Annotated in this window: 26 protein-coding genes; 17 read left to right on the forward strand and 9 right to left on the reverse strand. The window is 63.9% G+C overall.

The genetic code is table 11. The features are described 5' to 3' along the window. Positions 1 to 51: 51 nt before the first annotated feature. The 8 genes from rnd to AACY13_RS21295 all read left to right on the forward strand — a co-directional run bounded on the left by rnd (position 52) and on the right by AACY13_RS21295 (position 7,681). Complete coding sequence (gene rnd, locus AACY13_RS21260) at positions 52 to 1,185, forward strand: ribonuclease D (protein WP_339463569.1); 1,134 nt, start codon at positions 52 to 54, stop codon at positions 1,183 to 1,185. Next, positions 1,182 to 1,475: a YcgL domain-containing protein gene (locus tag AACY13_RS21265; RefSeq protein WP_339463570.1), complete on the forward strand. Its 294-nt coding sequence runs from the start codon at positions 1,182 to 1,184 to the stop codon at positions 1,473 to 1,475. Before rnd ends, AACY13_RS21265 begins: the two co-directional genes overlap by 4 nt. A 27-nt stretch (positions 1,476 to 1,502) precedes the next feature. Beyond that, positions 1,503 to 2,435, forward strand: coding sequence for a D-2-hydroxyacid dehydrogenase (locus AACY13_RS21270; protein ID WP_339463571.1), 933 nt, complete (start codon positions 1,503 to 1,505; stop codon positions 2,433 to 2,435). Between the two features lie 84 nt (positions 2,436 to 2,519). Then, on the forward strand, positions 2,520 to 2,969 hold the full coding sequence (locus AACY13_RS21275) for a YcgN family cysteine cluster protein (protein ID WP_339463572.1): 450 nt from the start codon (positions 2,520 to 2,522) through the stop codon (positions 2,967 to 2,969). 232 nt (positions 2,970 to 3,201) lie between these two features. After that, positions 3,202 to 4,431, forward strand: a complete 1,230-nt coding sequence (locus tag AACY13_RS21280; protein ID WP_339463573.1) for a hypothetical protein — start codon at positions 3,202 to 3,204, stop codon at positions 4,429 to 4,431. Positions 4,432 to 4,481: 50 nt separating this feature from the next. After that, on the forward strand, positions 4,482 to 5,366 hold the full coding sequence (locus tag AACY13_RS21285) for a LysR substrate-binding domain-containing protein (protein ID WP_339463574.1): 885 nt from the start codon (positions 4,482 to 4,484) through the stop codon (positions 5,364 to 5,366). Between the two features lie 99 nt (positions 5,367 to 5,465). Further along, entirely contained in the window at positions 5,466 to 6,575 is a 1,110-nt protein-coding gene (gene aguA / locus AACY13_RS21290; protein WP_339463575.1) for an agmatine deiminase, read from the forward strand. 11 nt (positions 6,576 to 6,586) lie between these two features. Next, positions 6,587 to 7,681, forward strand: a complete 1,095-nt coding sequence (locus AACY13_RS21295) for an extracellular solute-binding protein (protein ID WP_339463576.1) — start codon at positions 6,587 to 6,589, stop codon at positions 7,679 to 7,681. A 183-nt stretch (positions 7,682 to 7,864) separates the two neighbouring features. On the opposite strand, the gene AACY13_RS21300 is transcribed toward AACY13_RS21295, so the two are convergent. After that, a complete protein-coding gene (locus AACY13_RS21300; protein ID WP_339463577.1) occupies positions 7,865 to 8,335 on the reverse strand; it encodes an RNA methyltransferase in 471 nt (156 codons plus the stop codon). 166 nt (positions 8,336 to 8,501) lie between these two features. After that, the gene (locus tag AACY13_RS21305; RefSeq protein ID WP_339463578.1) at positions 8,502 to 8,876 is read right to left on the reverse strand and encodes a YajD family HNH nuclease; all 375 of its coding nucleotides are present in this window, start codon (positions 8,874 to 8,876) and stop codon (positions 8,502 to 8,504) included. Positions 8,877 to 9,008: 132 nt separating this feature from the next. Between AACY13_RS21305 and AACY13_RS21310 the strand changes: the two genes are divergently transcribed. Then, positions 9,009 to 9,329, forward strand: a complete 321-nt coding sequence (locus AACY13_RS21310; protein WP_339463579.1) for a hypothetical protein — start codon at positions 9,009 to 9,011, stop codon at positions 9,327 to 9,329. Between the two features lie 30 nt (positions 9,330 to 9,359). Here the strand turns inward: AACY13_RS21310 and AACY13_RS21315 are convergent, their stop codons facing one another. The 3 genes from AACY13_RS21315 to AACY13_RS21325 all read right to left on the reverse strand — a co-directional run bounded on the left by AACY13_RS21315 (position 9,360) and on the right by AACY13_RS21325 (position 13,373). Further along, the gene (locus AACY13_RS21315) at positions 9,360 to 9,836 is read right to left on the reverse strand and encodes a cyclic nucleotide-binding domain-containing protein (RefSeq protein WP_339463625.1); all 477 of its coding nucleotides are present in this window, start codon (positions 9,834 to 9,836) and stop codon (positions 9,360 to 9,362) included. Between the two features lie 106 nt (positions 9,837 to 9,942). Beyond that, entirely contained in the window at positions 9,943 to 11,316 is a 1,374-nt protein-coding gene (locus tag AACY13_RS21320; protein WP_339463580.1) for a TIGR01777 family oxidoreductase, read from the reverse strand. A gap of 20 nt (positions 11,317 to 11,336) precedes the next feature. Next, complete coding sequence (locus AACY13_RS21325; RefSeq protein WP_339463581.1) at positions 11,337 to 13,373, reverse strand: S9 family peptidase; 2,037 nt, start codon at positions 13,371 to 13,373, stop codon at positions 11,337 to 11,339. Positions 13,374 to 13,530: 157 nt separating this feature from the next. On the opposite strand from AACY13_RS21325, the gene AACY13_RS21330 reads away from it, so the two are divergent. The 4 genes from AACY13_RS21330 (at position 13,531) to AACY13_RS21345 (ending at position 15,832) form a co-directional block, all read left to right on the forward strand. Beyond that, a complete protein-coding gene (locus tag AACY13_RS21330) occupies positions 13,531 to 13,998 on the forward strand; it encodes an MFS transporter (RefSeq protein ID WP_339463582.1) in 468 nt (155 codons plus the stop codon). An 80-nt stretch (positions 13,999 to 14,078) separates the two neighbouring features. After that, positions 14,079 to 14,522, forward strand: a complete 444-nt coding sequence (locus tag AACY13_RS21335) for an HIT family protein (RefSeq protein ID WP_339463583.1) — start codon at positions 14,079 to 14,081, stop codon at positions 14,520 to 14,522. Further along, complete coding sequence (locus AACY13_RS21340) at positions 14,515 to 15,306, forward strand: class II glutamine amidotransferase (RefSeq protein WP_339463584.1); 792 nt, start codon at positions 14,515 to 14,517, stop codon at positions 15,304 to 15,306. Before AACY13_RS21335 ends, AACY13_RS21340 begins: the two co-directional genes overlap by 8 nt. Continuing rightward, complete coding sequence (locus AACY13_RS21345; RefSeq protein WP_339463585.1) at positions 15,299 to 15,832, forward strand: DUF2937 family protein; 534 nt, start codon at positions 15,299 to 15,301, stop codon at positions 15,830 to 15,832. The genes AACY13_RS21340 and AACY13_RS21345 overlap by 8 nt, the downstream gene beginning before the upstream one ends. A gap of 30 nt (positions 15,833 to 15,862) precedes the next feature. Here the strand turns inward: AACY13_RS21345 and AACY13_RS21350 are convergent, their stop codons facing one another. From AACY13_RS21350 to AACY13_RS21365, 4 genes are all read right to left on the reverse strand, one after another. Further along, positions 15,863 to 16,237 carry a cupin domain-containing protein gene (locus AACY13_RS21350; protein WP_339463586.1) on the reverse strand — a complete coding sequence of 125 codons (375 nt, stop codon included), beginning with the start codon at positions 16,235 to 16,237 and terminating at the stop codon, positions 15,863 to 15,865. Between the two features lie 21 nt (positions 16,238 to 16,258). Beyond that, complete coding sequence (locus AACY13_RS21355) at positions 16,259 to 17,653, reverse strand: NAD(P)/FAD-dependent oxidoreductase (protein ID WP_339463587.1); 1,395 nt, start codon at positions 17,651 to 17,653, stop codon at positions 16,259 to 16,261. 26 nt (positions 17,654 to 17,679) lie between these two features. Further along, positions 17,680 to 18,963: a glycosyltransferase gene (locus tag AACY13_RS21360; protein WP_339463588.1), complete on the reverse strand. Its 1,284-nt coding sequence runs from the start codon at positions 18,961 to 18,963 to the stop codon at positions 17,680 to 17,682. Between the two features lie 116 nt (positions 18,964 to 19,079). Further along, positions 19,080 to 19,994: a GntR family transcriptional regulator gene (locus AACY13_RS21365; RefSeq protein WP_339463589.1), complete on the reverse strand. Its 915-nt coding sequence runs from the start codon at positions 19,992 to 19,994 to the stop codon at positions 19,080 to 19,082. A 189-nt stretch (positions 19,995 to 20,183) separates the two neighbouring features. Here AACY13_RS21365 and AACY13_RS21370 point away from each other — a divergent pair, with 189 nt between their 5' ends. The 4 genes from AACY13_RS21370 to AACY13_RS21385 all read left to right on the forward strand — a co-directional run bounded on the left by AACY13_RS21370 (position 20,184) and on the right by AACY13_RS21385 (position 24,253). Next, positions 20,184 to 21,236 carry a polyamine ABC transporter substrate-binding protein gene (locus tag AACY13_RS21370; RefSeq protein ID WP_339463590.1) on the forward strand — a complete coding sequence of 351 codons (1,053 nt, stop codon included), beginning with the start codon at positions 20,184 to 20,186 and terminating at the stop codon, positions 21,234 to 21,236. Between the two features lie 279 nt (positions 21,237 to 21,515). Beyond that, complete coding sequence (locus AACY13_RS21375; protein ID WP_339463591.1) at positions 21,516 to 22,379, forward strand: ABC transporter permease; 864 nt, start codon at positions 21,516 to 21,518, stop codon at positions 22,377 to 22,379. Continuing rightward, on the forward strand, positions 22,372 to 23,184 hold the full coding sequence (locus tag AACY13_RS21380; RefSeq protein WP_339463592.1) for an ABC transporter permease: 813 nt from the start codon (positions 22,372 to 22,374) through the stop codon (positions 23,182 to 23,184). The genes AACY13_RS21375 and AACY13_RS21380 overlap by 8 nt, the downstream gene beginning before the upstream one ends. After that, positions 23,174 to 24,253 carry an ABC transporter ATP-binding protein gene (locus AACY13_RS21385; RefSeq protein WP_339463593.1) on the forward strand — a complete coding sequence of 360 codons (1,080 nt, stop codon included), beginning with the start codon at positions 23,174 to 23,176 and terminating at the stop codon, positions 24,251 to 24,253. The genes AACY13_RS21380 and AACY13_RS21385 overlap by 11 nt, the downstream gene beginning before the upstream one ends. Positions 24,254 to 24,256: the final 3 nt, after the last annotated feature.

Below are 24,256 nucleotides of genomic sequence, written 5' to 3' on the forward strand. Positions count from 1 at the left end.
CGAGGTCGCTGGCGATATATACTGCGCGGCATTCTTGAGGGGGAGCGCCGCGTGACTATCGATATTCACTGGATCACCGACAACGCCAGCCTGGCTCAACACTGCGCCAGCTGGCGCAGCTTGCCCTTTGTGGCGGTCGATACCGAATTTATGCGGGTCGACACCTTTTATCCGATTGCCGGCCTGTTGCAGGTCAGCGAGGGCGAGCGGGCTTATCTGATCGATCCACTGTCGATCGATGACTGGACGCCGTTCGCCAACCTGCTACAGGACCAGGCGGTGGTCAAGGTGCTGCATGCCTGCAGCGAGGACCTGGAAGTCTTTCTGCGCCTGACCGGCAGCCTGCCGGCCCCGCTGTTCGACACCCAACTGGCCGCCGGTTACCTCAACCTCGGCTTCTCCATGGGTTATTCGCGACTGGTGCAGGCGGTGCTGAATATCGAACTGCCCAAGGGCGAAACCCGCTCCGACTGGTTGCAGCGGCCGCTGTCCGAAACCCAGGTCAGTTACGCGGCGGAAGATGTGCTGCACCTGGCCGAGGTCTACCTGCAGTTGCAGGCGCAACTGGGCGCGGATAAATACCGCTGGGTCCTGGAGGACGGTGCCGAGCTGGTGGCCAACCAGGGCCGTGAGCTCGACCCCGAGCTGGCCTACCGCGAAGCCAAGCTGGCGTGGAAGCTGTCGCCGCAACAGCTGGCGGTGCTCAAGGTCCTGTGCGCCTGGCGCGAGCGCGAGGCGCGGGCGCGCAACCAGCCGCGCAACCGGATCATTCGCGAGCATTCGCTGTGGCCCCTGGCCCGCACCCAGCCGGACAACCTGGTGGCCCTGGCGCGGATCGAGGACATGCACCCGAAAACCGTACGCCAGGATGGCGAGCTGATTCTGCAGATGATCAGGCAGGCGGCGACCATCCCGTCGGCGGATTGGCCACCGGCCCTGGCCGAGCCTCTGCCGCTCGAGGCGTCGTCGCTACTGAAGAAGCTGCGCGCCATTGGCCAGCGCGAGGGCGAGCGCTTGAACATCGCCCCCGAGTTGATGCTGCGCAAGAAAACCCTCGAGGCCCTGCTGAAGACGGGTTACCCCAAGGGGCCTTACCAGCTGCCGGATTCCCTGCGGGGCTGGCGGCGTGAATTGATGGGCCAGGCGCTGCTCGATTGCCTGGCCGCAAGTGGAGAGTCGGCGTGAAACGCATCTGTTCGATCTACAAGAGCCCGCGTAGAAGCGGCATGTACCTCTATGTGCTGCGCAGCGACGCCCTCCAGCGCGTGCCGGAAAGCCTGCTGGCCGCCTTCGGTCCGCCGGCCCTGGCGTTCGAGATGGTGCTGACGCCGCAGCGCACCCTGGCCCAGGAAGACATCCACAAGGTGTTGGCCAATCTCGATGAGCAGGGTTACCACCTGCAGATGCCGCCACCGGAAGACGAATATATCGAGCACCTGCCGGACGAGTTGCTGCGTCGCAACGATCCCATGTAGGCGCATGCACCGTTCTGTGGAGGGCCCATGCGCCTGCTGATTGCCGATAACGATCACGCCCGCTATGCCGAGTTGCTGCGTCAGCAGGCTCCCGAGTTCGACCTGGTGGCCAGTGCCCAGCCGGACGAATTGCTTGAGCAGGCCGCCAGTTGCCCGCTCTGGCTGGGCCAGCCGGATCTGCTCGCCGGCTTGCTGCGCCAGGGCCACAAGCCGCGCTGGCTGCAGTCGACCTGGGCCGGTATCACGCCGCTGCTGGCCGCCGATCTGCCCAGGGACTATCAACTGTGCCGCGCGGTGGGCGTCTTCGGCCAGGTAATGGCCGAGTATGTGCTGTGCCATCTGCTCGCCCATGAGCGACAACTGTTCGCCCGCCTGGCCGCCCAGGTCGAGCGGCGCTGGGAACAGCGCCTGCCGCACAGCCTGGCCGGGCGCACGGCGCTGATCGTCGGCACGGGCGATATCGGCCTGAGCCTGGCGCAGTTTCTCGCGCCTTTCGGCCTCGAGCTGCTGGGGGTGGCCAGCAGTGCTCGGTCACAGCCGCCGTTTAACCAAGTAGTCGGGCTCGATGCCTTGCCGCGGCTGGCAGGGGAGGCGGATTACCTGATCAACCTGCTGCCAGATACCCCGGCCACCCGCGATATCTATGACGCGGCGCTGTTTGCCTGCTGCAAGCCCAGCGCACTGTTTATCAATGCCGGGCGCGGCGTCGCGGTGGTCGATGCCGACTTGATCACGGCGCTGGAGCAGGATCGCCTGGCCGGCGCGGTGATCGATGTCTGCCGCCAGGAACCGTTGCCCGCCGATCATGGCTTCTGGAGCGCGCCGCGTCTGCTGCTGACCGGGCACAGCTCTGCCCCCAGCGAGCCGCGTTTGCTGGTGCAGTTGTTTCTCGACAATCTGACCCGCTGGCGCAGTGGTGGCGAGTTGCGCGGCCAGGTGGATTTTGCCCGTGGTTATTAATTGACCATTCGGCTCGCCGCCCTTGGCCGTTGCTGGCCTAGCCGCTAGACTGCCGGCCTTTTCGCCAGTCACCGTACCCTCGCCATGGCCGCCAAAGTCGAACCCTTCTGGAAACGCAAGACCCTCGCCCAGCTCGATCAGGACGAGTGGGAGTCGCTGTGCGACGGTTGCGGCCTGTGCTGCCTGCAAAAGCTCGAGGACGAGGACGACGGCAGCGTCTATTACACCCGCATCGCCTGCAAGCTGCTGGATATGGACACCTGCCGCTGCAGCGACTACGCCAACCGCCGGCAGTCCGTCCCCGACTGTATCCAGCTCACCCCGGCCCAGGCCGATCAGTTCCAGTGGCTGCCGCCGACCTGCGCCTATCGTCTGGTCAGCGAGGGCAAGGACCTGCTGCTCTGGCATCATCTGGTCTGCGGCGATCCGCAACAGGTGCATACTCAGCGCATTTCCCAGGCCGGGCGCATGCTCAGCGAGAACGGCGTGGCCGAAGATGACTGGGAAGAGCACCTGATTTTTCGTGCCGGTTAACCGGCCGTTGAAAAACTACCTGCGTTGCCATCGCGGCGTTAAAAACAGGCTCAAAATGCTCATGTACAACTCGTACACTCCGCTTTTTCGCCTGTTTTTGCCTTGCGCTGGCTGCCTCGCCAACGTTTTTCAGCGGCCGGTTGGGCTGTTGCCGTTTTATTCTCCGCCAGGATGAAACGACAAGGGGCCCTGAGGTCTATGGATTGATCCGTCCCATTCTGGAGCGTTGCGCATGTCGATTTACTCCGCCCTGTTACCTGCAGTCCTGCTCTGCCTGAGTGCCCCGCTGTGGGCCGCGCAGAAAGTCGATCTGGATTATCGCGTCAAGTTCTTACCGGACACTGACCAGGCCGAAGTCAGCCTGAGCCTGGGGCAGGGCGAGCGGGTGCTGAGTCTGGACTTCAACCTGGGCGACGAGAACCTCTACACGGACTTCGCCGGCGACGGCCAGTGGACCCAGGAAAGCCCGCAACGCGGGGTTTGGCAACCCGCCAAGGGCAAGGCCAGGCTGACCTACCGGGTGCGTATCAACCATGAGCGCAGTGCCGGTCGCTATGACGCGCGCATGACCGAGGATTGGGCGCTGTTGCGCGGCGACGATCTGGTGCCGGCCGTGCAGTTGCGCCAGCAGAGCAATACCGAGCTGGTGGCGCGCCTGAAGTTCGACTTGCCCAAGGGCTGGAAAAGCGTGGAAACCGGCTGGCCGCGCATCGGTACCCATCAGTTCCGCATCGACAACCCGCAGCGCAAGTTCGACCGTCCGACCGGCTGGATCATTGCCGGCAAGATAGGCACCCGTCGGGCCAGGCTGGGGGATACCGAGGTGACCATCGCCGCGCCGGTCGGCGAGGGCATGCGCCGTATGGATATCCTCACCCTGCTGACTTTCGTCTGGCCCGAGGCCCAGGCGGTGTTTCCCCGCGATCCAGGCAAGCTGCTGATAGTCGGTGCCGGCGAGCCCATGTGGCGCGGCGGGCTGTCGGCCACCAACTCCTACTACATGCACAGCGCCCGGCCGCTGGTCAGCGAAAACGGCACCAGCTCCCTGGTGCATGAACTGGTTCACGTGTTCGGCCGCATCCAGGCACGCGAGCGCAGCGACTGGATCACCGAAGGGCTGGCCGAGTACTACGCGATCGAACTGGTGCGGCGTGCCGGCGGTCTGAGCGAGGACCGTTACCAGAAGGTGCGCGAGCATCTGCTCAAGTGGAGCAAACCGGTCAAGAGCCTGCGCACCGCCCATGCCAGCGGTCCGGTTACTGCCCGGGCGGTATTGCTGTTGCAGGAGCTCGATCGCGAGCTTCGCCAGAAGACCAAGGGCAGCACCCAGCCACGTTCGCTGGACGACGTGACCCGCGGCCTGATGCGCCTGGATAAGGCCAGCACCCAGGACTTTATCGAAATCAGCGAGAACGTCATGGGCGGCCCGTCCAAGGTGTTGGACAGCAAGCTGTTGCGTTAAACCCGGCCCTCGGTAAGCATGCGCGCAGTTGCCCGAATCAGGATGCCCGCATGCGCCGACTACCCTCCCTGACCGCGTTGCGCACCTTCGAGTGCGCCGCCCGCCACGCCCATTTTGGCCGCGCGGCCGCCGAGCTGTGCGTCACCGACAGCGCCGTCAGCCACCAGATTCGCCAGCTGGAAGAGCAGATGGGCACGCCCTTGTTCGTCCGTGAAGGGCGTCAGGTCAGCCCCACGCCGGCGGCGCAGCGCCTGTTACAGCGTGTGCAGCAAGCTTTCGAGTTGATCCTCGATGCCTGCGACGAGCTGCGCGACCCTGGCTCGCAGGCCGTGGTGCGGGTCGCGGTTACCGCCGAACTGGCGCAGAAATGGCTGGTTAGCCGCCTGGCCGACTTCAGCGCGCGCCACCCGCAGATCACCCTGCACCTGTACGAGCAGCCGCTGGAAGCCTGCGTGCCGGGCCCGGAGATCGACCTGGCGATTACCTACGGCACCGGCCCCGAGGACGCCAGCGCCTATTTCGTGCGGCCGCTGCCGACCCTGCAGTTCTTCCCGGTGTGCAGCCCCAGGCTGTTCAACCTGGGCGGGCTCAAGCATCCCCGGGATCTGGCCCGTCACTGCCTGCTGCACGATGACCAGGACGGCAAGACCTGGACCGCCTGGCTGACCAGCCATGCCGGCGATATCCAGCCGGCGCGCCACCTCTATCTGGGCCATGCGGGCCTGACTCTGGAGGCGGCGGCGCAAGGCCAGGGGGTGGCCATGGGCGACAACCTGACCGCCGCCGCGGACCTCGCCGCCGGCCGCCTGGTGCGGCCCTTCAGCGCCAGCGTGGCGTCCCTAGGGCAGTACGCCCTGGTCTGCGAACGGCTGCGTCTGGACAAACCCGCGGTGTTGGACTTCTTAGATTGGTTGAGTGATCACTTGGTTGATTAGTGAATTCAATTCATTGATTCCGTAAAAAACCTCGTTGGCGGGCCGGCGTAAACGCCACGTACTGTGCGCACATCTCCCCCGCATAAACGAGGTGTACCCATGGCGCGTTCCCTGACTTCCACCCCCAAGACCGACGGCTTTCGCCTGCCCGGCGAGTTCGAGGCCAAGGCCGGCTGCTGGCTCGGCTGGCCGGAGCGCACGGACGTCTGGCGCAATGGTGCCAAGCCGGCGCAGAAGGTCTGGGTCGATATCGTCACGGCCATCGCCAGCAGCGAACCGGTCACCGTGTGTGCCTCGGCCAGCCAGTACGCCACTGCCCGGCGTCAACTGCCGGCCCAGGTGCGGGTGGTGGAAATGACCTGCAACGACACCTGGTTCCGCGACAGCGGCCCGGCCTTCCTGGTCAATGACGACAGCGGCGAGGTGCGCGGCGTGGACTTCGAGTTCAACGCCTATGGCGGCCTCGATGGCGGTCTCTACTATCCCTGGGACAAGGACGACCAGATTGCGCAGAAGATCCTCGAAATCGAAGGTTTCGATCGCTACCGCGCGCCCTTTATCGCCGAGATGGGCGGTATCCAGAGCGATGGTCAGCGCACCTTACTGACCACCGAGCAATGCCTGCTCAACCGCAACCGCAACGCCCACTTGGGCAAGGACGAGATGACCCGCCGGCTCAGCGATTACCTGGGTGCCGAGCAGGTGATCTGGCTGCCGCGTGGGTGCAAGTTCGACGAAACCGACGGCCATATCGACGATCTGGCCTGTTTCGTGCGTCCCGGCGTGGTGGTGCAGCAGTGGACCGACGACCGCTCGGACCCACAGTGGGAAATCTACCAGGAGGCCTATGACATCCTGCGCAGCAGCCGTGACGCCCGTGGCCGCGCGCTGGAAGTGCACAAGCTGCCGCAACCGCGGGTGCTGGAGTGGACGGCCGAAGAAGCCGAGGGCCTAGACCAGAACGACGCCACCCACCTGCGCCAGGCCGGCACGCAGATCTGCGCCTCCTATATCAATTACTACGCCGGCAACTCGGCCATAGTCGTGCCGCTGTTCGACGACCCCAATGACCGCGTGGCCCAGGCCACCCTGGCCGAGCTGTTCCCCAGGCAGCGCATTATCGGCATCGAAAACTCGCGGGAAATCCTCCTCGGCGGCGGCAACGTCGCCTGCATCACCATGCCGCAATACGCCGCGCCACGCGCCTAAGGAGATTCGCCATGACCGTGCATCCTCTGCTTGTCGCCATGGGCCTTGGGCTCGCCAGCCTGGCCGCCGAGGCCGACACCGATAAACCCCGGGTCAACCTGTATATCTGGAGCGAATATATGGCTCCCGATACCCTCAGCCGCTTCGAGGAGCAGAGCGGTGTGCGCGTGGTGGTCGATCACTTCGACTCGCTGGAAACCGTCGAAACCAAGCTGCTGACCGGGGGCAGCGGCTACGATCTGGTGCTGACCGCCGGCCAGCATCTCAGCCGGGCCATTGCCAGCGGGGCCCTGCAGCCGCTGGATAAAACCCGGCTGACGCAGTTTGCCGGGCTGGATGCCGAGTTCGTCGGCCATATGGCCACCTTCGATCCGGGCAACCGCTATGCCGGTGTCTATGTCTGGGGGACCACCGGTATCGGCTACCAGCAGCAGGCCATCGAGGCGCGCATGGCGGATGCGCCGACCGACAGCTGGGCGATGCTGCTCGATCCCCAGGTGGTGTCGCGCTTCGCCGATTGCGGGGTGAGTTACCTCAACGACCCCAACGAGGTGTTCGCCGCGGCTTTCCGCTACCTGGGGCTGGATATCAACAAACAGAGCCTGGATGACCTGAAGCTGGTCGAGGCGCACCTGGCCAAGGTGCGCCCGTTTATTCGCTACTTCGACAACGACCGCAATATCAACGACCTGGCCAATGGCGACACCTGCCTGGCGATGTCCTGGAACGGCAACGTGTCGATCGCCGCGGCCCAGGCCGCCGAGGCGGGCAAGGCATACAGCCTGCACTACCGCATTCCCAAGGAGGGCACCCTGCTCTGGTTCGATGCCATGGTCATCCCCAGGGACGCGCCCAACCCGCAGGCGGCCCACGCACTGATGGACCATCTGATGCAGCCCGAGATCATCGCTGCCATCACCAACAGCACCTACTACGCCAATGCGGTGCCGGCGGCCAATGCCAGCGTCGATCCGGCCATCCTCAACGATCCCGGCACCTATCCGCCACAGGAGGTGCGCGCCGGCCTCTATACCAAGAACGACAATGCCAAGGCCTTCAACCGCGCCCTGACCCGGGCCTTTAGCCGGCTTAAGTCGGGGATGTAGGCTGCGCTGCGCGCACCGCGGCCTTTGTGGTTCCTCGCGACATATCCCCGCCGTCCAGCGACAGCAGTTTGATCGGCCGCGGGGCTGGAAGATCGGCGTTTAACCCCGGTGCGCACGGCGCACCCACGGAACCGTCGCCACCCCCAGCGCGGTGCTGTATTTCGGGGATGCCGTCCCGAAGGCTTATTTGAACTTGGGCCCGGACTTGGTGTTATTACCCTTGGCCATGCGGTCGTAGAGCACCACGTTGACCGTGGCCGCCAGGTTCATGCAGCCCTGGGTGGGGATATAGATCACGTCCTCGCACCAGGCGCGGATCTCCGGATTCAGCGAGCCGTCTTCCGGGCCGAAGATATACAGGGCGCGATCCGGGTGGGTATATTCCGGCAGCGAGCGCGCGCCCTCGACCAGTTCCACGGCGACCGGGGTGCAGCCCAGGGGGATGATTTTCTGCAGGTCTTCAACGCCGATCAGCGGAATATCCATATAGATGCGCTGGGTGTCGGTGACGAAGTCGCGGGCGCGCTCGTAGCGTTTACCGGTATAGAACACCGAAGCCGCCCCATAGCAGCCCGCCGCGCGCATCACCGCGCCGACGTTTTCCGGGGATTTGGGGTTGAACAGGCCGATGCAGCTGTATCTTTTGTTCGCCACGAACTGGGGCCTTCAGATAAAGGGGCCGCAGTATAAGGCCTGGCGGCGTTGTGGCCAGGGCTATCGGATAAAGTGATTTACAGCCCGGGGTGTAGGGTGCGCCGTGCGCGCCAGCGAAGGTCAGGCGTTCTGGGTACGTGCGGCGCACCCTGGCGACACCACTGGCCTACTCTTTGCTTTTCAACAGGGCGGCCAGGTCGGCAAAGGCCTTGTGGGTTACCTTCGGCCCTTGCTGGCTGGAAGTGGAGCCTTCGCTGAAATACTGCTGGTCGGTATAGCGCGCGTGTTCGTTGTCGTGACAGAACAGGCACAGCAGCTCCCAGTTGGAGCCATCCTGAGGGTTGTTGTCGTGGTTGTGGTCGCGGTGGTGCACGGTCAGTTCGCTCAGACGCTTGCCGGAAAACTCCCGGGCGCAGCGGCCGCAGACATGCGGATACATCTTCAGGGCCTTGTCGCGATAGCCTTCTTCACGGCCGCGCTGGGCCTCGGCGAGGATGCGGTCAAGCTTGGCGGTGGGCGAGGGGGATTTGTCGCTGCTCATGGCTTGTCTCGTGGCGGTATGCTGATGCCGACAGTGTAGCCCTGCCGGTGGTCGGCGAAAACAGCCAGGCGGGCACTTATCGGCGGTGCGCGCAGCCCAATGCCCAAGAGTCTCGCTAAACAGAGGTGGATGATGCGCCTGATCAGCATGCTACTGCTGTGCCTGACGTTCCTGTGCGATGCGGCGCTTCAGGCGCGGGACTATTCCGTGTCGACTCCGCGGGAACGGCCTGCTGGCTCGCCCGGCACCGCCACGCCACAGCCCTTCACCCAGCCGCAGTCGCGCCATATGCCGACTCCGGCACCGCGTAGCCTACCTCTGCTCAACGATGGTACGGGTTACAAGGTCAAGCCACCTGGAGGTTCCCTGGCTCCGCCAGATGGCGAGTTACCGCTGCTCGAACAGCAGCGCCAACGCAATCAGCAGAAGCCGAACATTCGCAGCTACGACTAAGCGCCCAGCAGGTGTTTTTTCGACAGCCCGCTAAAGCTGCTGCTCGACCAATTGCCCGTCGGCCATGCGCAGACGTTTGGACATGGCCACGGCGATGGCGCGGATCACTTGAGCGGCTGCCTTGGGTGAGTCCTTAAGCATTTTTTCCAGCGAGTCCTTGGCCAGAATCAGCAAGGTGCATTCGCTGATGGCCACGCAACTGGCTGAGCGTTGCTCGCCGTCGAGTACGGCCATTTCCCCGAATGCCCGGCCTTTGCGCAGTTTGGCGATTTCCACGGCGTCACCGCTGGAGTTGGTTTTCAGCACCGATACCGCGCCGAAATGAATGATGCACATAAAGGTACCAGCATCACCCTCGTTGCAAATCACTTCGTTCTGCTCATAGCGGCTGATGCTGAAATAGCCCGCAGCGCACAGTAAATCGCTTGCCTGCAAACTTATGAACAGGCCGCAATCGAGCAGCATGTCGTGAATTTCATTGATTAGGGAGGAGCTACCGTCGGACATGGTTTTCAATCGTTGGCTCAGAGGAAGGTGACGCGCAGCTAGCGACGTTAACGGGGCGGCAAGAGCTTGCCAACTGCAGCGTGCGAAAACTGCCAACCCTTGGTCATCAATGCGGGTGTGCGAACAGATCGTCGAGCGTGCCGGACAGATCTGCATGCTGAAAGACATAGCCGTTCTCGAGCAGTTTTGCCGGGACCGTCCGCTGGCCGTTGAGCAGCACTTCGTCGGCCATTTCACCCACCAGCAGGCGCAGCACTGCGGCCGGTACGCGCACTCTGAACAGCGCTTGGCGAATACGCCGTCGCAACTGCAGGGCGAGTTCGGCTTGGGTGACGGGCTCGGGTGCGCAAAGATTCACCGCGCCGCGGATATCGGGGCGGCCCATCAGGAAGGCGCAACTGTCGAGCACGTCGTCCAGGTGTATCCAGGGTATCCATTGCCGCCCGTCGCCAAGTTGCGTTGCGATGCCGAAGTCGAACGGCAGGCGCAGCGTTTGCAACGGACCACCGTTCCGACCGAACACGATACCGATGCGCAGCAGGCATACGCGCACGCCCAGGTTTTCCAGCTCCAGTGCCCGATCCTCCCAGCGCTTGCACAGCTGGTGGGAGAAGCCCTCATGGGCGGAGGATCGTTCATCCAGATAGGCATCCTGATGGTGGCCGTAGTAGCCGACCGCCGAGCCGTTCAGCAGGGTCTTGGGCTTATGCTGCAGGCGTTGCGCCAACTGCAGCAGTTGTTCGGTCATGCGCTCCCGGCTGGCGCTGAATGCCGCTTTGCGGGCGGTGTTCCAGCGACCTGCGGCCAGGGGTTCGCCGGCAAGATTGACGATGCAGTCGATGATCTCGTCGTCGCCGACCTGGTCGAGGCTGGTGAGCAGGGTAACGCGCCCATCCAACCCGCGTGCGGCGCTTTCAATGGAGCGGGTCAGCAGCAGCACGCGGTGGCCGGCCTGGCTCAGGGCTTTGACCAGGGGGCGGCCGATAAAACCGGAGCCTCCGGTAACCAGTATGGTCTGACGTGACGTGGGCATATAACGCAGCGGCGCGCTGGGCGAGGGTGCAGCGCGTTGGGGGCGCAGGAAGAACAGCGGCACGGCAATCGCCAGAGCGGAGCTGGCATTCAGGTAAACGTGGATTGCCATGCCATGGCCGGCGGAAATCAGGCTATCGAGCACGCACCAGATCAGCAGCGCGGCGTACAGGCCGTATTTGATCCAGCTATGCCCGTGCTGGCGATAAAGCACGATCAGCAGGGTGAAGAGCGCGCCCCAACTGGCCACGGTGGGGCCGAACAACTGCACCATGCTTTTCAGCAGGGTTTGGAATTGCGCTGCCGGCAGTGCCGTCGACACGCTGGTAAGCAGGTAGTCGAAGTAGGGCTGCAGCAATTCGGCATGGGCGATGAAAGCCAGCAGCAGACCGAGCGCGACATGGCCGACCCCGACTAGCAATAGCCAGCGGTAGAGAAGCGTGTGCATGAGCAAATCCTTTGGGTGTTTCAGTCCAGTTTCAGCACCTTGAGAACGAAGGCGTACTCCATGGCCACGTCCTTGAACGCCTGGTAGCGGCCGCTCATGCCACCATGGCCGGCATCCAGCTCGGTTTTCAGCAGCAGCAGGTTGCTGTCGCTCTTGCGCGCACGCAGCCGGGCCACCCATTTGGCCGCCTCCCAATACTGCACCCGGCTGTCGTTATAGCCGGCCACGGCGAGGATCGCCGGGTAGGCCTGGGCGCTGACGTTCTCGTAGGGCGCATAGCTTTTGATCCGCTCGAACACCTCGGGCTCGTGGGGATCGCCCCATTCGTCGTATTCGGTCACGGTCAGCGGCAGGTCGGGGTTCTGCATGGTGTTGAGCACATCGACGAAGGGCACTTCGGCGACGGCGGCGGCGAACAGCTCCGGGCGCTGGTTGAGCACAGCGCCGATCAGCAGGCCGCCGGCACTGCCACCGCTGATGCACAGCCGATCGCTGCTGGTGTAGCCGCTGTCGATCAGTTGTTCGGCGCAGGCAATAAAGTCGTCGAAGCTGTTGTGCTTGTGTTCCAGTTTGCCGGCGCGGTACCAGGCTTCGCCCAGTTCGCCGCCGCCGCGCACATGGGCGATGGCGAAGACGAAACCGCGCTCCAGCAGGGACAGGCGGGCATGGGAAAACCAGGGATCGAGGCTTTCGCCGTAGGCCCCGTAGCCGTACAGATAGAGCGGGGCGGGTGTTGCGCCGCTGAGCACCTCGCGCTTGGCCACCAGGCTGATCGGCACCTGGCTGCCGTCCTTGGCGGTGGCCCACAGGCGTTGGCTGACATAATCGTCGGCGTCGAATGGGCCCAGCACCGGGGTTTCCTTGAGCACCTGCTGTTCGCCGGTGCCCAGTTGCAGGTGGCGGATCTGCGCGGGGCGGTTGAGCGCCTCGTAACGCAGGCGGATCACCGGGCTGGCGAACTCCAGGGTGTCCTGTACATAGAGGCTGTAAGCCGCATCCGGCAACTGCACACGATAGGCCGGCTGGCCCTGGGGCTGCACTTCGAGGATCGGCAGACCGCCCTCGCGCAGGCTGAGCACCAGTGCATCCTGGTTCAGGCTGATGCCTTCGAGCATGACCTGGGGATCATGGCCGCGCAGTTGCTGCCAGTGTTCGCGCTGGGGCGACTGCTCGCAGGCCTGGTACAGGGCGAAGTTGATCCCGCTCTGGTTGCTGCGGATCAGCCAGGCCCAGTCGTCGCCCAGCTTGCCATGGTCGAGGTCGTACTCGTGGCCTTCCTCGCGCGGGGCCACGCAGCTGAAATCGGCTTGTGGTGTGGCGGCATCCAGCACCCAGGCTTCGCTGGTGGTCTTGCTGCCGAGCAGCAGCACCAGCTGGCGTTCGGAACTGCTGCGGTAGCAACTGAGAAAGAAGCGCCCGTCGGCCTCATGGAACACCAGCTCGGCGCTCGCGCTGCCGAGGCGATGGCGGTAGAGCTTGTGCGGGCGATGGGTCTCGTCCAGTTCGCCGAAGAACAGGGTCTGGCTGTCGTTGGCCCAGGTCATGCTGCCGTCGCAGTCGGTGAAGGGCAGCTCGCTGAGGCTGTCGTCGTTCAGCTCCTTGACGAACAGCTGGTAGGTTTCTTCGCCGCTGGTGTCCAGGCTGTAGGCCAGGCGCTGGTGGTCGGGGCTGATGCTGAACGCGCCGAGGGCAATAAAGCCGCCGTCGGCCAGGGCATTGGGGTCCAGCAGCAGGTGTTCGCTGGCCTCATCGACCTGGAGCGAGCCATCGGTCGGGCGCAGGCAGCGGTAATGCCGCGGGTACTCGTCGCCGGCGGTGGTGCGCTGGTAGTACAGGTAGGGTCCCCAGGGCGAGGGCAGGCTCAGGTCGGTCTCGCGGATCCGGCCTTTGATTTCCTCAAACAGCGTTTCGCGCAATTGACGTTGCTCGCGCAGCTGGTTTTCCAGGTAGGCGTTTTCCGCCTTGAGGTAGCCGAGCACCTCGTCGCTGTCGCGATTTTCCAGCCAGCGATAGGGGTCGTCGGTGTTCTCGGCGCGAGCGATGGGGGCATGCGACATAGGGCAACTCCAGAGGCGGACGGCTGACGGCGGGGACGCCGCAGCAGGCAAAAGCCGTTATCATAAGCGCCAGTTTGTCAGCCGGCCGCATGAAAAATGCAGCCCGAGCGCTTTTCCAGGCCTGTTTGGCCCGTCATGTCTAGAGAACCACCGCGCTATGAGCGAAAACGACTATTTACTTGCCTGGGGTGCCTACCTGATCGCGGCATTCGGCTGCCTGTTGGTGTGGTTTCGCCTGACCGGCTGGATGTGGCGCTACCTGCGCGAACCGTTGCAGGTGCTGATGACCGTGTTGCTGTTCAGCCCGACCATTGTCGATCCGGCCAAGGAACAGTTCGCCCCGGCTGTGGCGATCAGCGCCATGGACCTGCTGCTGGATGTCGGCAACAACGTCTGGCGGGCGGTGGCCGACCTGGCCATGTACAGCCTGCTTGCCCTGGCACTTTATCTGCTGTTCGTGGCGATCCGCTGGCCTGTGGTGCGCTGGTGGAAAGACCGGGCGGGCGAGGCCGCAGGCAGTGAGAATGAACCGACCTTGCGCGAGATGCTGGAGCAGGACGATTATCCTGCCGAACCCTACGACAACCGGCGCGACCACGGCGGCCGGTTGGAGCCGCGTCTCTGACTGAGGTGCGCATCATGTTGTAAACCTTGCACCCGGCTGCGCGGCCGTTCAGCATGGCCCTTCGCCTACAAGGAGGGCTTATGGACTGTGTATTTTGTGCAATTGCCGGCAACCAGCTACCTGCACAGCGTATCTATGAGGACGCGCATTTCCTCGTCCTGCTGGATATCTTTCCCCTGCGCCCGGCCCATATCCTGATCGTCAGTCATGAACACGCGCCCTTGCTCAAAGACCTCTCCACTGCGGCCTGTGAGCAGTTGCTGCCGTTGGCGCAGCGTATTGCCGCCGCCTTGCGCGCGGCCGGTTATGGCGAGCAGGGCATCAATTTCCTGGTCAATGACGGTCCTACCTCCAATCAGCATGTAGCACACCTGCATCTGCACCTGATTCCACGGCGTAGTGGCGATGTCATGCCGTTGCTGTGGCGGGCCCTGACGCGTTTTTTGCCGTTGGCGCGCAAACGTATCGAGGCGCGTCTGGCCAGTGAAGCGCAGCAGTTGTGCCAGGCGCTGCGTCATGTGTGAACTGCTTGGCATGAGCGCCAATGTGCCCACCGATATCGTCTTCAGCTTTACCGGCCTGATGCAGCGCGGTGGCCGCACCGGGCCCCATCGCGATGGCTGGGGCATCGGCTTTTATGAGGGGCGCGGCCTGCGCCTGTTCCAGGACCCGCGGGCCAGCAGCGAGTCGGAAGTGGCGCAGCTGGTGCAGCGTTACCCGATCAAGAGCGAGGTAGTGATCGGCCATATTCGCCAGGCCAATGTCGGCCGCGTCTGTCTGGCCAATACCCATCCCTTCGTCCGCGAGCTGTGGGGGCGCAACTGGTGTTTCGCCCATAACGGTCAGCTCGCCGACTTTGCGCCGGTCCCGGGTTTCTATCGGCCGGTCGGCGACACCGACAGCGAGGCGGCCTTCTGCGACCTGCTCAATCGCCTGCGCCAGGCCTTTGCCGAACCGGCGGCGATCGAGGCGCTGCTGCCGACCCTGGTCGCCGCCTGCGCAGCCTACCGGCAGCAGGGCGTATTCAATTGCCTGCTCAGCGATGGCGACTGGCTGTTCAGCTTCTGCTCCAGCAAGCTGGCGCATATCACCCGGCGCGCGCCGTTTGGCCCGGCGCACCTGAAAGATGCCGATATGCAGGTGGATTTCCAGGCGGAAACCACGCCCAATGACGTGGTGACGGTGCTGGCCACCGAAGCGCTGACCGATAACGAGCGCTGGACGCTCTACCAGCCTGGCGAGTGGCGTTTGTGGCGCGGTGGCGAGTGCATAGCCCAAGGTATGGCAAGTGGAGAACGGGATGTTTAGAAGCTATCTGCGGTTGGCCCTGTTTGCCCTGGGCTTGCTGGTCGGGGTGCAGGTGCCGGGTTTTATCGATGACTACGGCAAGCGGGTCGAGGCCCATCGCCTGGAGTCGCAGCAGGGCCTGAAAGGCTTTCAGGAGACCGCGAGGCGCTTTTTCAAGGGCGATCTGGCGGCGCTGGTGGGGCATTACCAGGCCAGTAGCGATCCGGTGATGCGCAGCGATGCGCAAAGCGTCGCCACCCTGGTCGAGCGTTCGACCTTTCTCGAGCGCGAAGCCCTGGCCATGCAGGGTCCCTGGTATGGCCAGGTCTGGCACCTGGCCAGCGCGGCGGACCCGGAACTGGTCGAGGAAACCTTCACCGCCTACCGCTACCAGGTGCTGCTGGCCCCCGAAGCGATAGCCTGGGGCATCGCCTGTGCGCTGCTGCTGGCCTGGCTGCTGGAGCTGTTTGGGCTCGGTGTCAGCTGGACCCTGGGTTTTGGCCGCAAGCACAAGGTCATTACCCACGAGCAGCGCCACTGGCGTTAGGCCCTGTCTGAATCTTCCGTGCGCCGCGCCCTACTGGGCGGGCACTCCGCTGATCAGGTAGACCTTGCGCACCGGGCTGAGGTTTTCCCAGGTACCTTCAAACCCGGCGGCAACCACGAAGGAGCTGCCCGGGCCGAAGGTCTGGCTGTTGCCCGCGCTGTCGGTCAGGCGTACTTCACCTTCGAGGATATGGCACAGCTCGTCGTAGTCGCAGCTGCAGCGCTCCTTGTGCGGGCCTGCTTCCCAGATGCCGGCGCTGAGGCCCTTGCCGGCATGGCTGAAGTGTCGCCAGGTGCTGCTCTGATAGGGCGCATCGACTAGGGCGGGATCGTTGATTTCGCTCTGCAGGGCCTGGGCCGCGCTGCTGGCAAAGTCGATAACGTGCTTGGGCGTTGTGCTCGGCATAAGGGTTTTCCTTGTTGTTGATCAGGAGTCGAAGCCGACGCCGAAGGCGTCCAGGGTCTTCAGCAGCAGGTTGCGCCGACCGCTGCGGTCTTCCTCGGCCAGGCCGCGTTGCGCCAGGCTGATGCTGGCGTAGCGCAGCGGCTCGGGCGGGAAGGGCACCGGCCTGCGGTTGAGCATGCGCAGCGCAGTGCGTTCAGTGTGCAGGCCGTCGAGCAGGTCGAGCACTGTGGCGGCGGCGAAGCGGCTGGCGGACACACCCTGGCCGGTGAAACCCAGGGCATAGGCGATGCGCCCGCCGGCATGGCTACCGGTGAACATCGTGGTGCGCGCGGAGGAGTCAATAATGCCGCCCCAGGCGTGGCTGAAATGCACGTCGGCGAGCTGCGGAAAGGTCTGCTGGAACTGCTCGGCGAGGCGCACGAAGGTCTGTGGGCGCTGGGTCAGGCCTTCGTCCAGACGACTGGCGAAGGGGTACACGGCATCGTAGCCGCCCCATAGGATGCGTTGGTCGGCGGTCTTGCGCAGGTAATGAAACTGGTTGCCGGAGTCGGCGATGCCGTAGTGGCCGCGCCAGGCGATGCTGCGCAGCTGCTCGTCGCTCAGCGGCTCGGTGGTCAGCGCGTAGTCGTAGATCGGGATGACCGCGGATTTGTGCCGCGGCAATAGATCGGTAAACACGTTGGTGGCCAGCGCCACCCGCTCGGCCTGGATGCTGCCGTAGTCGGTTTGCAGCAGCAGGTGTCCGGGGTGCTGCAGCAGGGCCCGCACCGGGCTGTGCTCGTAGATCTCGATACCCTGCTGCAGGCAGGCGCGGCGCAGTTCCCGGACCATCTTGACCGGATTGAGCAGGGCGTAGTTGGCTTCGAACAGGCCGGCGCTGTACAGCGGCGAGTCGAGGCGTTCCTTCAGCGCGCTGCCTTCCAGGTATTCGCAGGCGATGCCGAAGCGCCGGTATTTCTCCTCCAGGCTGCGCAGTCCGGCCACCTGCCAGGGGCTGCTGGCCACGCTCAGCTTGCCCTGGCGCTGGAACTCCACGGCCAGGCCCAGGCGGTGCACGTCCTGCTCCAGCTCGTCGAGGTTCTGTTGGCCCAGGCGTATCAGCGTTTCGGCCTCGGCGGGCCAGCGTTTCAGGGCGTTGGATACACCATGGGAAATGCTTGGTGCGCAGAAACCGCCGTTGCGCCCGCTGGCCGCGCCACCACAGGCCTGCGCCTCGACCAGCACGATGCGCGCCTGAGGATGACGCTGGCGCGCCAGCAAGGCCGTCCATAGCCCGCAGAAACCGCCGCCGACTACCGCCAGCTCGCAGTGCCGTTCACCCACCAGGCGGTTGAAACCGGGGGCGGGGCCCGCGGCGTCCAGCCAGTAAGGCAGGGGAGTGGCTTGCTCAAGGCTGTGCAGGGCGCGATCGCTCATGGGGTGGCTCGCTAGTGGCTGGTTGGTTAGGGGCTGGGTAGCTGGAGAATCGCCCGGGCGGCCATCTCGGTGCCGCGCGAGGCCTGCATCTGCTCACTGGCCTGCTGCAGGTGCTGCTGCATGGCGCTGTCGCCGAGCAGTTGGGCGATGGCCGCGGGTAGCGCCGCGAGCGGGTCTTCAAAGCGCGGCAGGTAGCGGCCGACACCGACTTCCTCGGCACGTCGGGCATTGTCGTGGCCGTCCCAGCAGTAGGGGATGATCAGCGACGGTAGGCCGAAATACAGGGCCTCGCAGAAGCTGTTGTTGCCACCGTGATGGATAAACAGCTGGCATTCGCGCAGCACCGCCGGCTGCGGGAACCAGCTGTCCAGGTAGACGTTGTCCGGCACGCTGTCGTACTGCTCGCGGTAGGCACCGACGTTGATCAGGAAGCGGTAGGGCAAGGTCGCGGCGACCTCGATTAGACGCTTCATCATGCCGACGTCGGCGGCACCGAGGCTGCCGAAGCTGAGGTAGACCAGTGGCGCGGCATTGTTGCGCGGAAATTGCGGTGCCACGTAGGGGGCCTCGCGGCGCACGCAGCCATCCAGGTAGACGAAGCGCGCCGGGTCGAGGGGGTGCTGGCGCGCGTAGCGCACCGGCGTGGGCGACAGCAGCAGGTTGAGCCAGGGCGACTCTTCGAGGAACAGGCCGGGGGCGCAGGGCTTGTGCCCGCAACTTTCCAGGAAGCGGGAAAAGCGCTCGTGGGCCGGGGCGACGGCCTGCGCATAGCGCTGCCAGTAGTGTTCGCAGGCCGTCGGAGCGCTGGCGCTGGCACCGGACAGATAGGGCGGCACGGCGGCGTCGGGCAGCTCGGTCTCGGCGCAGGAAATGACCCGCACCCAGGGGCAGCCTGCCTTGGCGATAGCGGGGAACATCACCACGTTGTCCAGCACGATGGCATTCGGCTTGAGTCGGGCCAGCAGCTGCTGCAGCGGTTTTTCCGCCTCGATGGCGGTATCGATGATGGCTTCCCAGGCCGGCACCACGTAGCTGTCGATCTGCTCCAGCGGCGTCTGGTCGAAGTAGGGGATGCTGCGCTCGATAAAGCGCTCCCAGTAATGCTGGTGTTCCTCGGCGGAGAGCGCACTGCCGACCAGGATCGGGTACTCGGCGAAACCGTATTCGGCGAACAGGCCCTGAAAGTGCTCGTGGCAGATAAATACCGGGCGTGCACCCTGCTCGCGTAGCGCCTGGGCGATGCCGATGCAGTTCAGCGCGGCACCGAAGCTGGCTTCGGGAAACAGGGCGATCAGTTTTTCTTTGGGCATGGCGGGTCGTTTCCGTGACCAGGGGGTGGCCCCGGCCTGGCTGGTGTTTTTAGATCATGTATTTTTTGGTAAAAAAATACACTGTTTTTTTGAACAAATTAGTACTAGGGCTGGATTCAGGCCCGGGGAATACCGCGGTTGGCGGTCTGCGGGCGCTGCGCAGCAGAGAGGCGCAGGTGCAGGCGCATCAGGTCGGCGGCAATTTCCATCTGGCCGCGCTCGATCGCTTCGATGATTCGCAGGTGCTCGCGCATTGCTTCCTGCAGGCGGTGCACGCTGACCATCGGCAGCAGGTTGGGCAGGCGTCTGAGGCGCTGGTGATGGAGCAGGGCGTCGCAGATAAAACGGTTGCCACAGCTTTGTGCGATCAGTTCATGGAAGCCGATGTCCAGCTCGCGGAACTGCTCGACATTGAAGGCTTCGATGGGCTGGTTGAGCAGGCTCTGGGTGCCGCTACGCAGTAGTGACAGGCGCTGGCGGTCGGCTTCGAAGCCTGGCGAAAGCAGGGCTTCTGGCTCCAGCAGCATGCGGTAGCGCAGGCTGTCTTCGAGGGCGCTGAGGTTGTTCAGTAGCGGGCGGAACAGCCAGGACTGGCCGGGGCCGCGCTCGAGCACCTGGTCTTCGCTCAGTTGGCTCAGCACCTTCTGTGCGGCCGGTCGGCCAATGTCGTAGCGACGCATGATCTCGCTGGCGTTGATGCTGCTACCCAGGCGGCCGGCCATGCGGTCGCGCAGCACCGCGGCGGCCATTTCCTCTTCGGCAGCCTGCGGCAGTGCCGGGCTGAGTGCCTGGTTGGCCGGGGCGGCACGCAGGTAATAGCCACGACCGGCCTGGTGATCGGCCAGTTGCTGTTCGAGTAATACGTTGAGACCGGCGCGGATCAATGTGCGCGATACCTGGAAGGTGCGCGCCAGTTGCTGTTCGGAGAGGGCGTCACCGGCTTCCATGTCGTTTTCCTGGGCGTGCTCGATGATCCGTCGGGCCAGTTCCAGGTGGTTGGTGCGGGGCTTCTTTTCGCGGGTAGTGCTCAATCCGGTTGCTCTCTAGTTGGGCTGTTGTAGCGCGTGAATCCCCTTATGCCACAGCGGCGAACCCCCAACAAGAAACAGAAAATTGTTGACTTGGTGTTTCATGTGGTATTTATTCGAAAAAAAAGACATGCAGTACCGCTTCATCTGCCTTCGAAACAACAACAATCAATCGTTCGCTAGGTGTGCCTCATGAAAAAAACTACAACCCTGTTGTGCGCAAGTCTTTCCCTGTCCGCTGCCATGGCCGCGCCATTGGCCAGTGCCAAGGACATGGTGATCTCCATCTGGGACGGCTACATGGCCCCGGATGCCCTGGAGAAGTTCCAGCAAGCCACCGGCATCGAGGCTGACAAGTCGCTGCATGCCACCAACGAAGAAATCATGGGCAAGGTCATGGCGTCCGGTGGCGCAGGCTATGACGTGCTGTTCGTCTCCTCACCCTTCGCCGAAGTCCTGCACCAGCAGGGGCTACTGGCTGATATCGATGCGGCCAAGGTGCCCAACCTGCAGAACCTCTATCCCGAGGCTCAGGTCCTGGCGTACGACGCCGGCAACCACTACTCCGTGCCCTACACCTGGGGTACCACTGGCATCTGCTACCGTGCGGACAAACTCAGCCAGGTGCCGCAGAGCTGGAATGACCTGCTCAAGCCAAGCGATGCGCTCAAGGGCAAGGTCACCCTGCTGGCCACCGACCGCTGGCTGCTTGGTGCCGGCTTCCTGGCCAACGGTTGGACGGTCAACGAGGCCCAGCCGGAGCACATCAAGTTGGTGCGTGATCAGCTGATCGAGACCAAGAAGCGCATCCTCTCTTTCGACGACACCACCTTCTACTCCAAGCTTGCCTCCGGCGAGACGCTGATGGCCCACGCCTGGGACGGCTGGTGCAACTACGGCACCCAGGCCAACGCGGACATCAAGTTTATGGTGCCCAAGGAAGGCTCCGACCTGTGGGTCGACACCATGGTGGTGCTGAAGAACTCGCAGAACCTCGATGCGGCCTACCAGTTCGTCAACTTTATGCTGGCCAAGGAAAACCACGCCTGGGTTGCCGAGAACATCCTCTACAAGGTGCCCAACCAGGCGGCCATGGACGGGCTGGGCAAGGAGCTGCTGAGCCAGTATCCGAACCTCAACACGCCACCGGCGGAGCTGGTCAAGCAGGAGCTGCTACGTGATGTCGGCGGCACCACGCAGAAGGCCTATACCCGCGCCGTGACCGAGATCATGGCCGCCCAGTAAGCACGGATCTGCTGCGCGTCGGCCATACCGCGTTAAAACTGGCCTCGGAAAGCCGCTTGCGGCTAACGCGCTTTAGCGCGACCCGGAGGGCGAGTGAAATGAGTACTGCTCATTTACAGTTCGCAAACTCCGCTCCCTCGGCCACTTTTTCCTTGTCTGGCTCTAGCTCGCGAGATCCGCAACCGGTTCTACGGCTCTACCAATGGAGCGGTGCCCGCCGCTCCCTTTCCCGATCCACGCTCGATACCGCCCCGCACGCTGGGGTTGGGGGAACTACGCATGAGTGTTTTGCACGCTGACAGGCGGCTGTCGGCCTGGTTGTTGCTGCCCGCACTGGGCTGGCTGGCCCTGTTTCTACTACTGCCGTGCCTGCTGATACTGGTCTACAGCTTTCTCGAACGCGGTGCCTACGGAGGCATCGACTACGTCTTCACCTGGGACAACTATCAGCGTGCGCTCGACCCGCTGTACCTGGAGATTCTCCTGCGCTCGGCGAAGATCGCCGGCTTAGCCACCCTGTATGCGGTGCTGATAGGTTACCCGGCGGCCTACGCCATTGCCCGCGCGCCGCGCCAGCGCCAGGCAGTGTACCTGTTCCTGGTGATGCTGCCGTTCTGGAGCAACTACCTGATCCGCACCTATGCCTGGATCGTCCTGCTCAACCGCAAGGGCTTGATCGCCGGTGTGCTCGAACCCATGGGCCTGTACGGCGATCTGCTGAACATTCTCTACACCGAGTCGGCGGTGATCCTGGGGCTGGTCTACAACTACATCCCCTTCGTTATCCTGGCGATCTTCGCCTCGCTGTCGCGGATCAACGGCGAGCTGTGGGAAGCCTCCAGCGACCTCGGCGCATCCGGCTGGACCACCTTCCGCCGCATCATCCTGCCGCTCAGCGTGCCCGGCGTCGCCGCCGGCGCAGTGTTCGTCTTCGTCCTCAGCATCGGCAACTTCATCACCGCCGACCTACTCGGTGGCAAGCAGGTGCTGATGGTCGGCAATCTGATCTATTCGCAGTTCCTCACCGCCCGCGACTGGCCGTTCGGCTCGGCGCTGAGCTTCTTCCTGATCGCCATCATGCTGCTGTTGCTGTTTATCCAGGCCATGCTGGCACGCCGCGCCCAGGGGGCTCGCCATGCGTAATGCATCTGGTCTGCTGCTGGGCAGCCACCTGTGGCTGGTGTATGCCTTCCTTTATGTACCGATCCTGGTGTTGATCCTGCTGTCGTTCAACGCCAGCGGCCTGCCCACTGCCTGGGGCGGCGCGTCGCTCAAATGGTACGGTGCGCTCTTCGCCAACCAGGCGATCCAGCATGCGGCGCTCAATACCCTGATCGTCGCTTTGATCTCCACCAGCCTGGCCTGCGTGCTCGGCACCCTGCTGGCGCTCGGGGTGGAGATGCGCAGCCACGCCAGCGGCAATGCGGCGAAGACAGGCAATCTGGCCGACACCCTGCTGATGGCACCGATGATCATTCCGGACATCGTCCTGGCCATCGCCCTGTTGAGCTTCTTCAACCTGCTGAAGATGAGCCTGGGCCTGCACTCGATCATCTTGAGCCACGTGGTGTTCAACATCGCCTTCGTCTGCGCGGTGGTGCGTACCCGCCTCAAACACTTCGACTACTCGATCCTCGAGGCCTCCATCGACCTCGGTGCCAGCTGGCCGACCACCCTGCGCCGGGTGCTGTTGCCGAGCATCTTCCCCGGCGTGCTGGCCGGAGGGTTGCTGGCGTTCACCCTGTCGGTGGACGAATTCATCATCGCCTTCTTCAACTCAGGTTCGGGCAGCGCTTCGACCACCTTGCCGATGCAGGTCTACTCGATGATCCGCTTCGGCGTCACCCCCGAAATCAACGCGTTGGCGACCCTGGTGATGCTGGTCAGCTTCACCGCGCTGTTCGCTTCCCAGCGGCTCAACAAGGTGCACAGCAAACATGAAGACTAACAACGCCCCGGTGCTGGTCCTGGACAAGATCAGCAAGTCCTACGGTCAGGGCATGGCCGTCAAAGACGTGTCACTGAGTATCCGCGAGAACGAATTCTTTGCCTTGCTCGGTCCCTCAGGCTGCGGCAAGAGCACCTTGCTGCGCATGCTCGCCGGGTTCGAGACGCCCACTTCCGGCAGCATCTACCTGGATGGCCGCGACATCTCGCCGATGCCGGCCAACCAGCGCCCGCTCAACCTGATGTTCCAGTCCTATGCGCTGTTTCCCAATATGAACGTACGGGACAACATCGCCTACGGCCTGGAGATGGAGCGCCGGCCCAAGGACGAGATCGCCCAGCGCGTCGACGCCATGCTGGAGACCGCTCAGCTACGCGACTTCGCCCGTCGCCGGCCGGATCAGCTGTCCGGCGGCCAGCGCCAGCGCGTGGCCCTGGCCCGGGCGCTGATCAAGCGCCCGCGGGTGCTGCTGCTGGACGAGCCGCTGGGCGCGCTGGACAAGAAGCTGCGCGGCAAGATGCAGCTGGAGCTCAAGCGCCTGCAGCACGAGAGCGGCATCACCTTCATCGTGGTCACCCACGACCAGGAAGAGGCGCTGGTCATGGCCGACCGCATGGCCGTGCTCAAGGACGGCGAAGTCAGCCAGTGCGGCAGCCCCAACGACATCTATGAGAACCCGAGCAACCGCTTCGTCGCCGACTTTATCGGCGTCAGCAACCTGATCGAAGGCCAGCGCATCGGCGGCGACCAGGTCGATGCCGGCGGGCGCTTGCTGAAGATCGAGCCGACCGCACAAATCATTAGCGGCAACGTCGCCCTGGCCCTGCGCCCGGAGCGCCTTCAGGTGCTCGGCGGCGAGTCGCCACGCTGCGACAACGAGGTCGACGGCCGGGTGGTCGAGGTCGCCTACCACGGCCTGGATACCAACCTGCACGTGCACACGTCGGTCTCCAGCAAGCCGCTGATCGTGCGGGTGCCGTCCTCGCAGCACGAATTCACCAGCTTCACCAGCGGCATGCCGATCCGTCTGGGCTGGAATGCCCAGCACGCGCGCGTGCTGGCTTGCTGAATC

The sequence above is a fragment of the Pseudomonas sp. EA_105y_Pfl2_R69 genome, assembly GCF_963970915.1.
Classification (GTDB): domain Bacteria; phylum Pseudomonadota; class Gammaproteobacteria; order Pseudomonadales; family Pseudomonadaceae; genus Aquipseudomonas.

Excerpts from the sequence above, each read along its gene's own strand:
- AACY13_RS21270 (WP_339463571.1), top strand. The coding sequence starts at position 1,503 with ATGCGCCTGCTGATTGCCGATAACGATCACGCCCGCTATGCCGAGTTG.
- AACY13_RS21275 (WP_339463572.1), top strand. The coding sequence starts at position 2,520 with ATGGCCGCCAAAGTCGAACCCTTCTGGAAACGCAAGACCCTCGCCCAG.
- AACY13_RS21280 (WP_339463573.1), top strand. The coding sequence starts at position 3,202 with ATGTCGATTTACTCCGCCCTGTTACCTGCAGTCCTGCTCTGCCTGAGT.
- AACY13_RS21285 (WP_339463574.1), top strand. The coding sequence starts at position 4,482 with ATGCGCCGACTACCCTCCCTGACCGCGTTGCGCACCTTCGAGTGCGCC.
- aguA (WP_339463575.1), top strand. The coding sequence starts at position 5,466 with ATGGCGCGTTCCCTGACTTCCACCCCCAAGACCGACGGCTTTCGCCTG.
- AACY13_RS21295 (WP_339463576.1), top strand. The coding sequence starts at position 6,587 with ATGACCGTGCATCCTCTGCTTGTCGCCATGGGCCTTGGGCTCGCCAGC.
- AACY13_RS21305 (WP_339463578.1), bottom strand. The coding sequence starts at position 8,876 with ATGAGCAGCGACAAATCCCCCTCGCCCACCGCCAAGCTTGACCGCATC.
- AACY13_RS21310 (WP_339463579.1), top strand. The coding sequence starts at position 9,009 with ATGCGCCTGATCAGCATGCTACTGCTGTGCCTGACGTTCCTGTGCGAT.
- AACY13_RS21315 (WP_339463625.1), bottom strand. The coding sequence starts at position 9,836 with ATGTCCGACGGTAGCTCCTCCCTAATCAATGAAATTCACGACATGCTG.
- AACY13_RS21320 (WP_339463580.1), bottom strand. The coding sequence starts at position 11,316 with ATGCACACGCTTCTCTACCGCTGGCTATTGCTAGTCGGGGTCGGCCAT.
- AACY13_RS21325 (WP_339463581.1), bottom strand. The coding sequence starts at position 13,373 with ATGTCGCATGCCCCCATCGCTCGCGCCGAGAACACCGACGACCCCTAT.
- AACY13_RS21330 (WP_339463582.1), top strand. The coding sequence starts at position 13,531 with ATGAGCGAAAACGACTATTTACTTGCCTGGGGTGCCTACCTGATCGCG.
- AACY13_RS21335 (WP_339463583.1), top strand. The coding sequence starts at position 14,079 with ATGGACTGTGTATTTTGTGCAATTGCCGGCAACCAGCTACCTGCACAG.
- AACY13_RS21340 (WP_339463584.1), top strand. The coding sequence starts at position 14,515 with ATGTGTGAACTGCTTGGCATGAGCGCCAATGTGCCCACCGATATCGTC.
- AACY13_RS21345 (WP_339463585.1), top strand. The coding sequence starts at position 15,299 with ATGTTTAGAAGCTATCTGCGGTTGGCCCTGTTTGCCCTGGGCTTGCTG.
- AACY13_RS21350 (WP_339463586.1), bottom strand. The coding sequence starts at position 16,237 with ATGCCGAGCACAACGCCCAAGCACGTTATCGACTTTGCCAGCAGCGCG.
- AACY13_RS21355 (WP_339463587.1), bottom strand. The coding sequence starts at position 17,653 with ATGAGCGATCGCGCCCTGCACAGCCTTGAGCAAGCCACTCCCCTGCCT.
- AACY13_RS21360 (WP_339463588.1), bottom strand. The coding sequence starts at position 18,963 with ATGCCCAAAGAAAAACTGATCGCCCTGTTTCCCGAAGCCAGCTTCGGT.
- AACY13_RS21370 (WP_339463590.1), top strand. The coding sequence starts at position 20,184 with ATGAAAAAAACTACAACCCTGTTGTGCGCAAGTCTTTCCCTGTCCGCT.
- AACY13_RS21375 (WP_339463591.1), top strand. The coding sequence starts at position 21,516 with ATGAGTGTTTTGCACGCTGACAGGCGGCTGTCGGCCTGGTTGTTGCTG.
- AACY13_RS21380 (WP_339463592.1), top strand. The coding sequence starts at position 22,372 with ATGCGTAATGCATCTGGTCTGCTGCTGGGCAGCCACCTGTGGCTGGTG.
- AACY13_RS21385 (WP_339463593.1), top strand. The coding sequence starts at position 23,174 with ATGAAGACTAACAACGCCCCGGTGCTGGTCCTGGACAAGATCAGCAAG.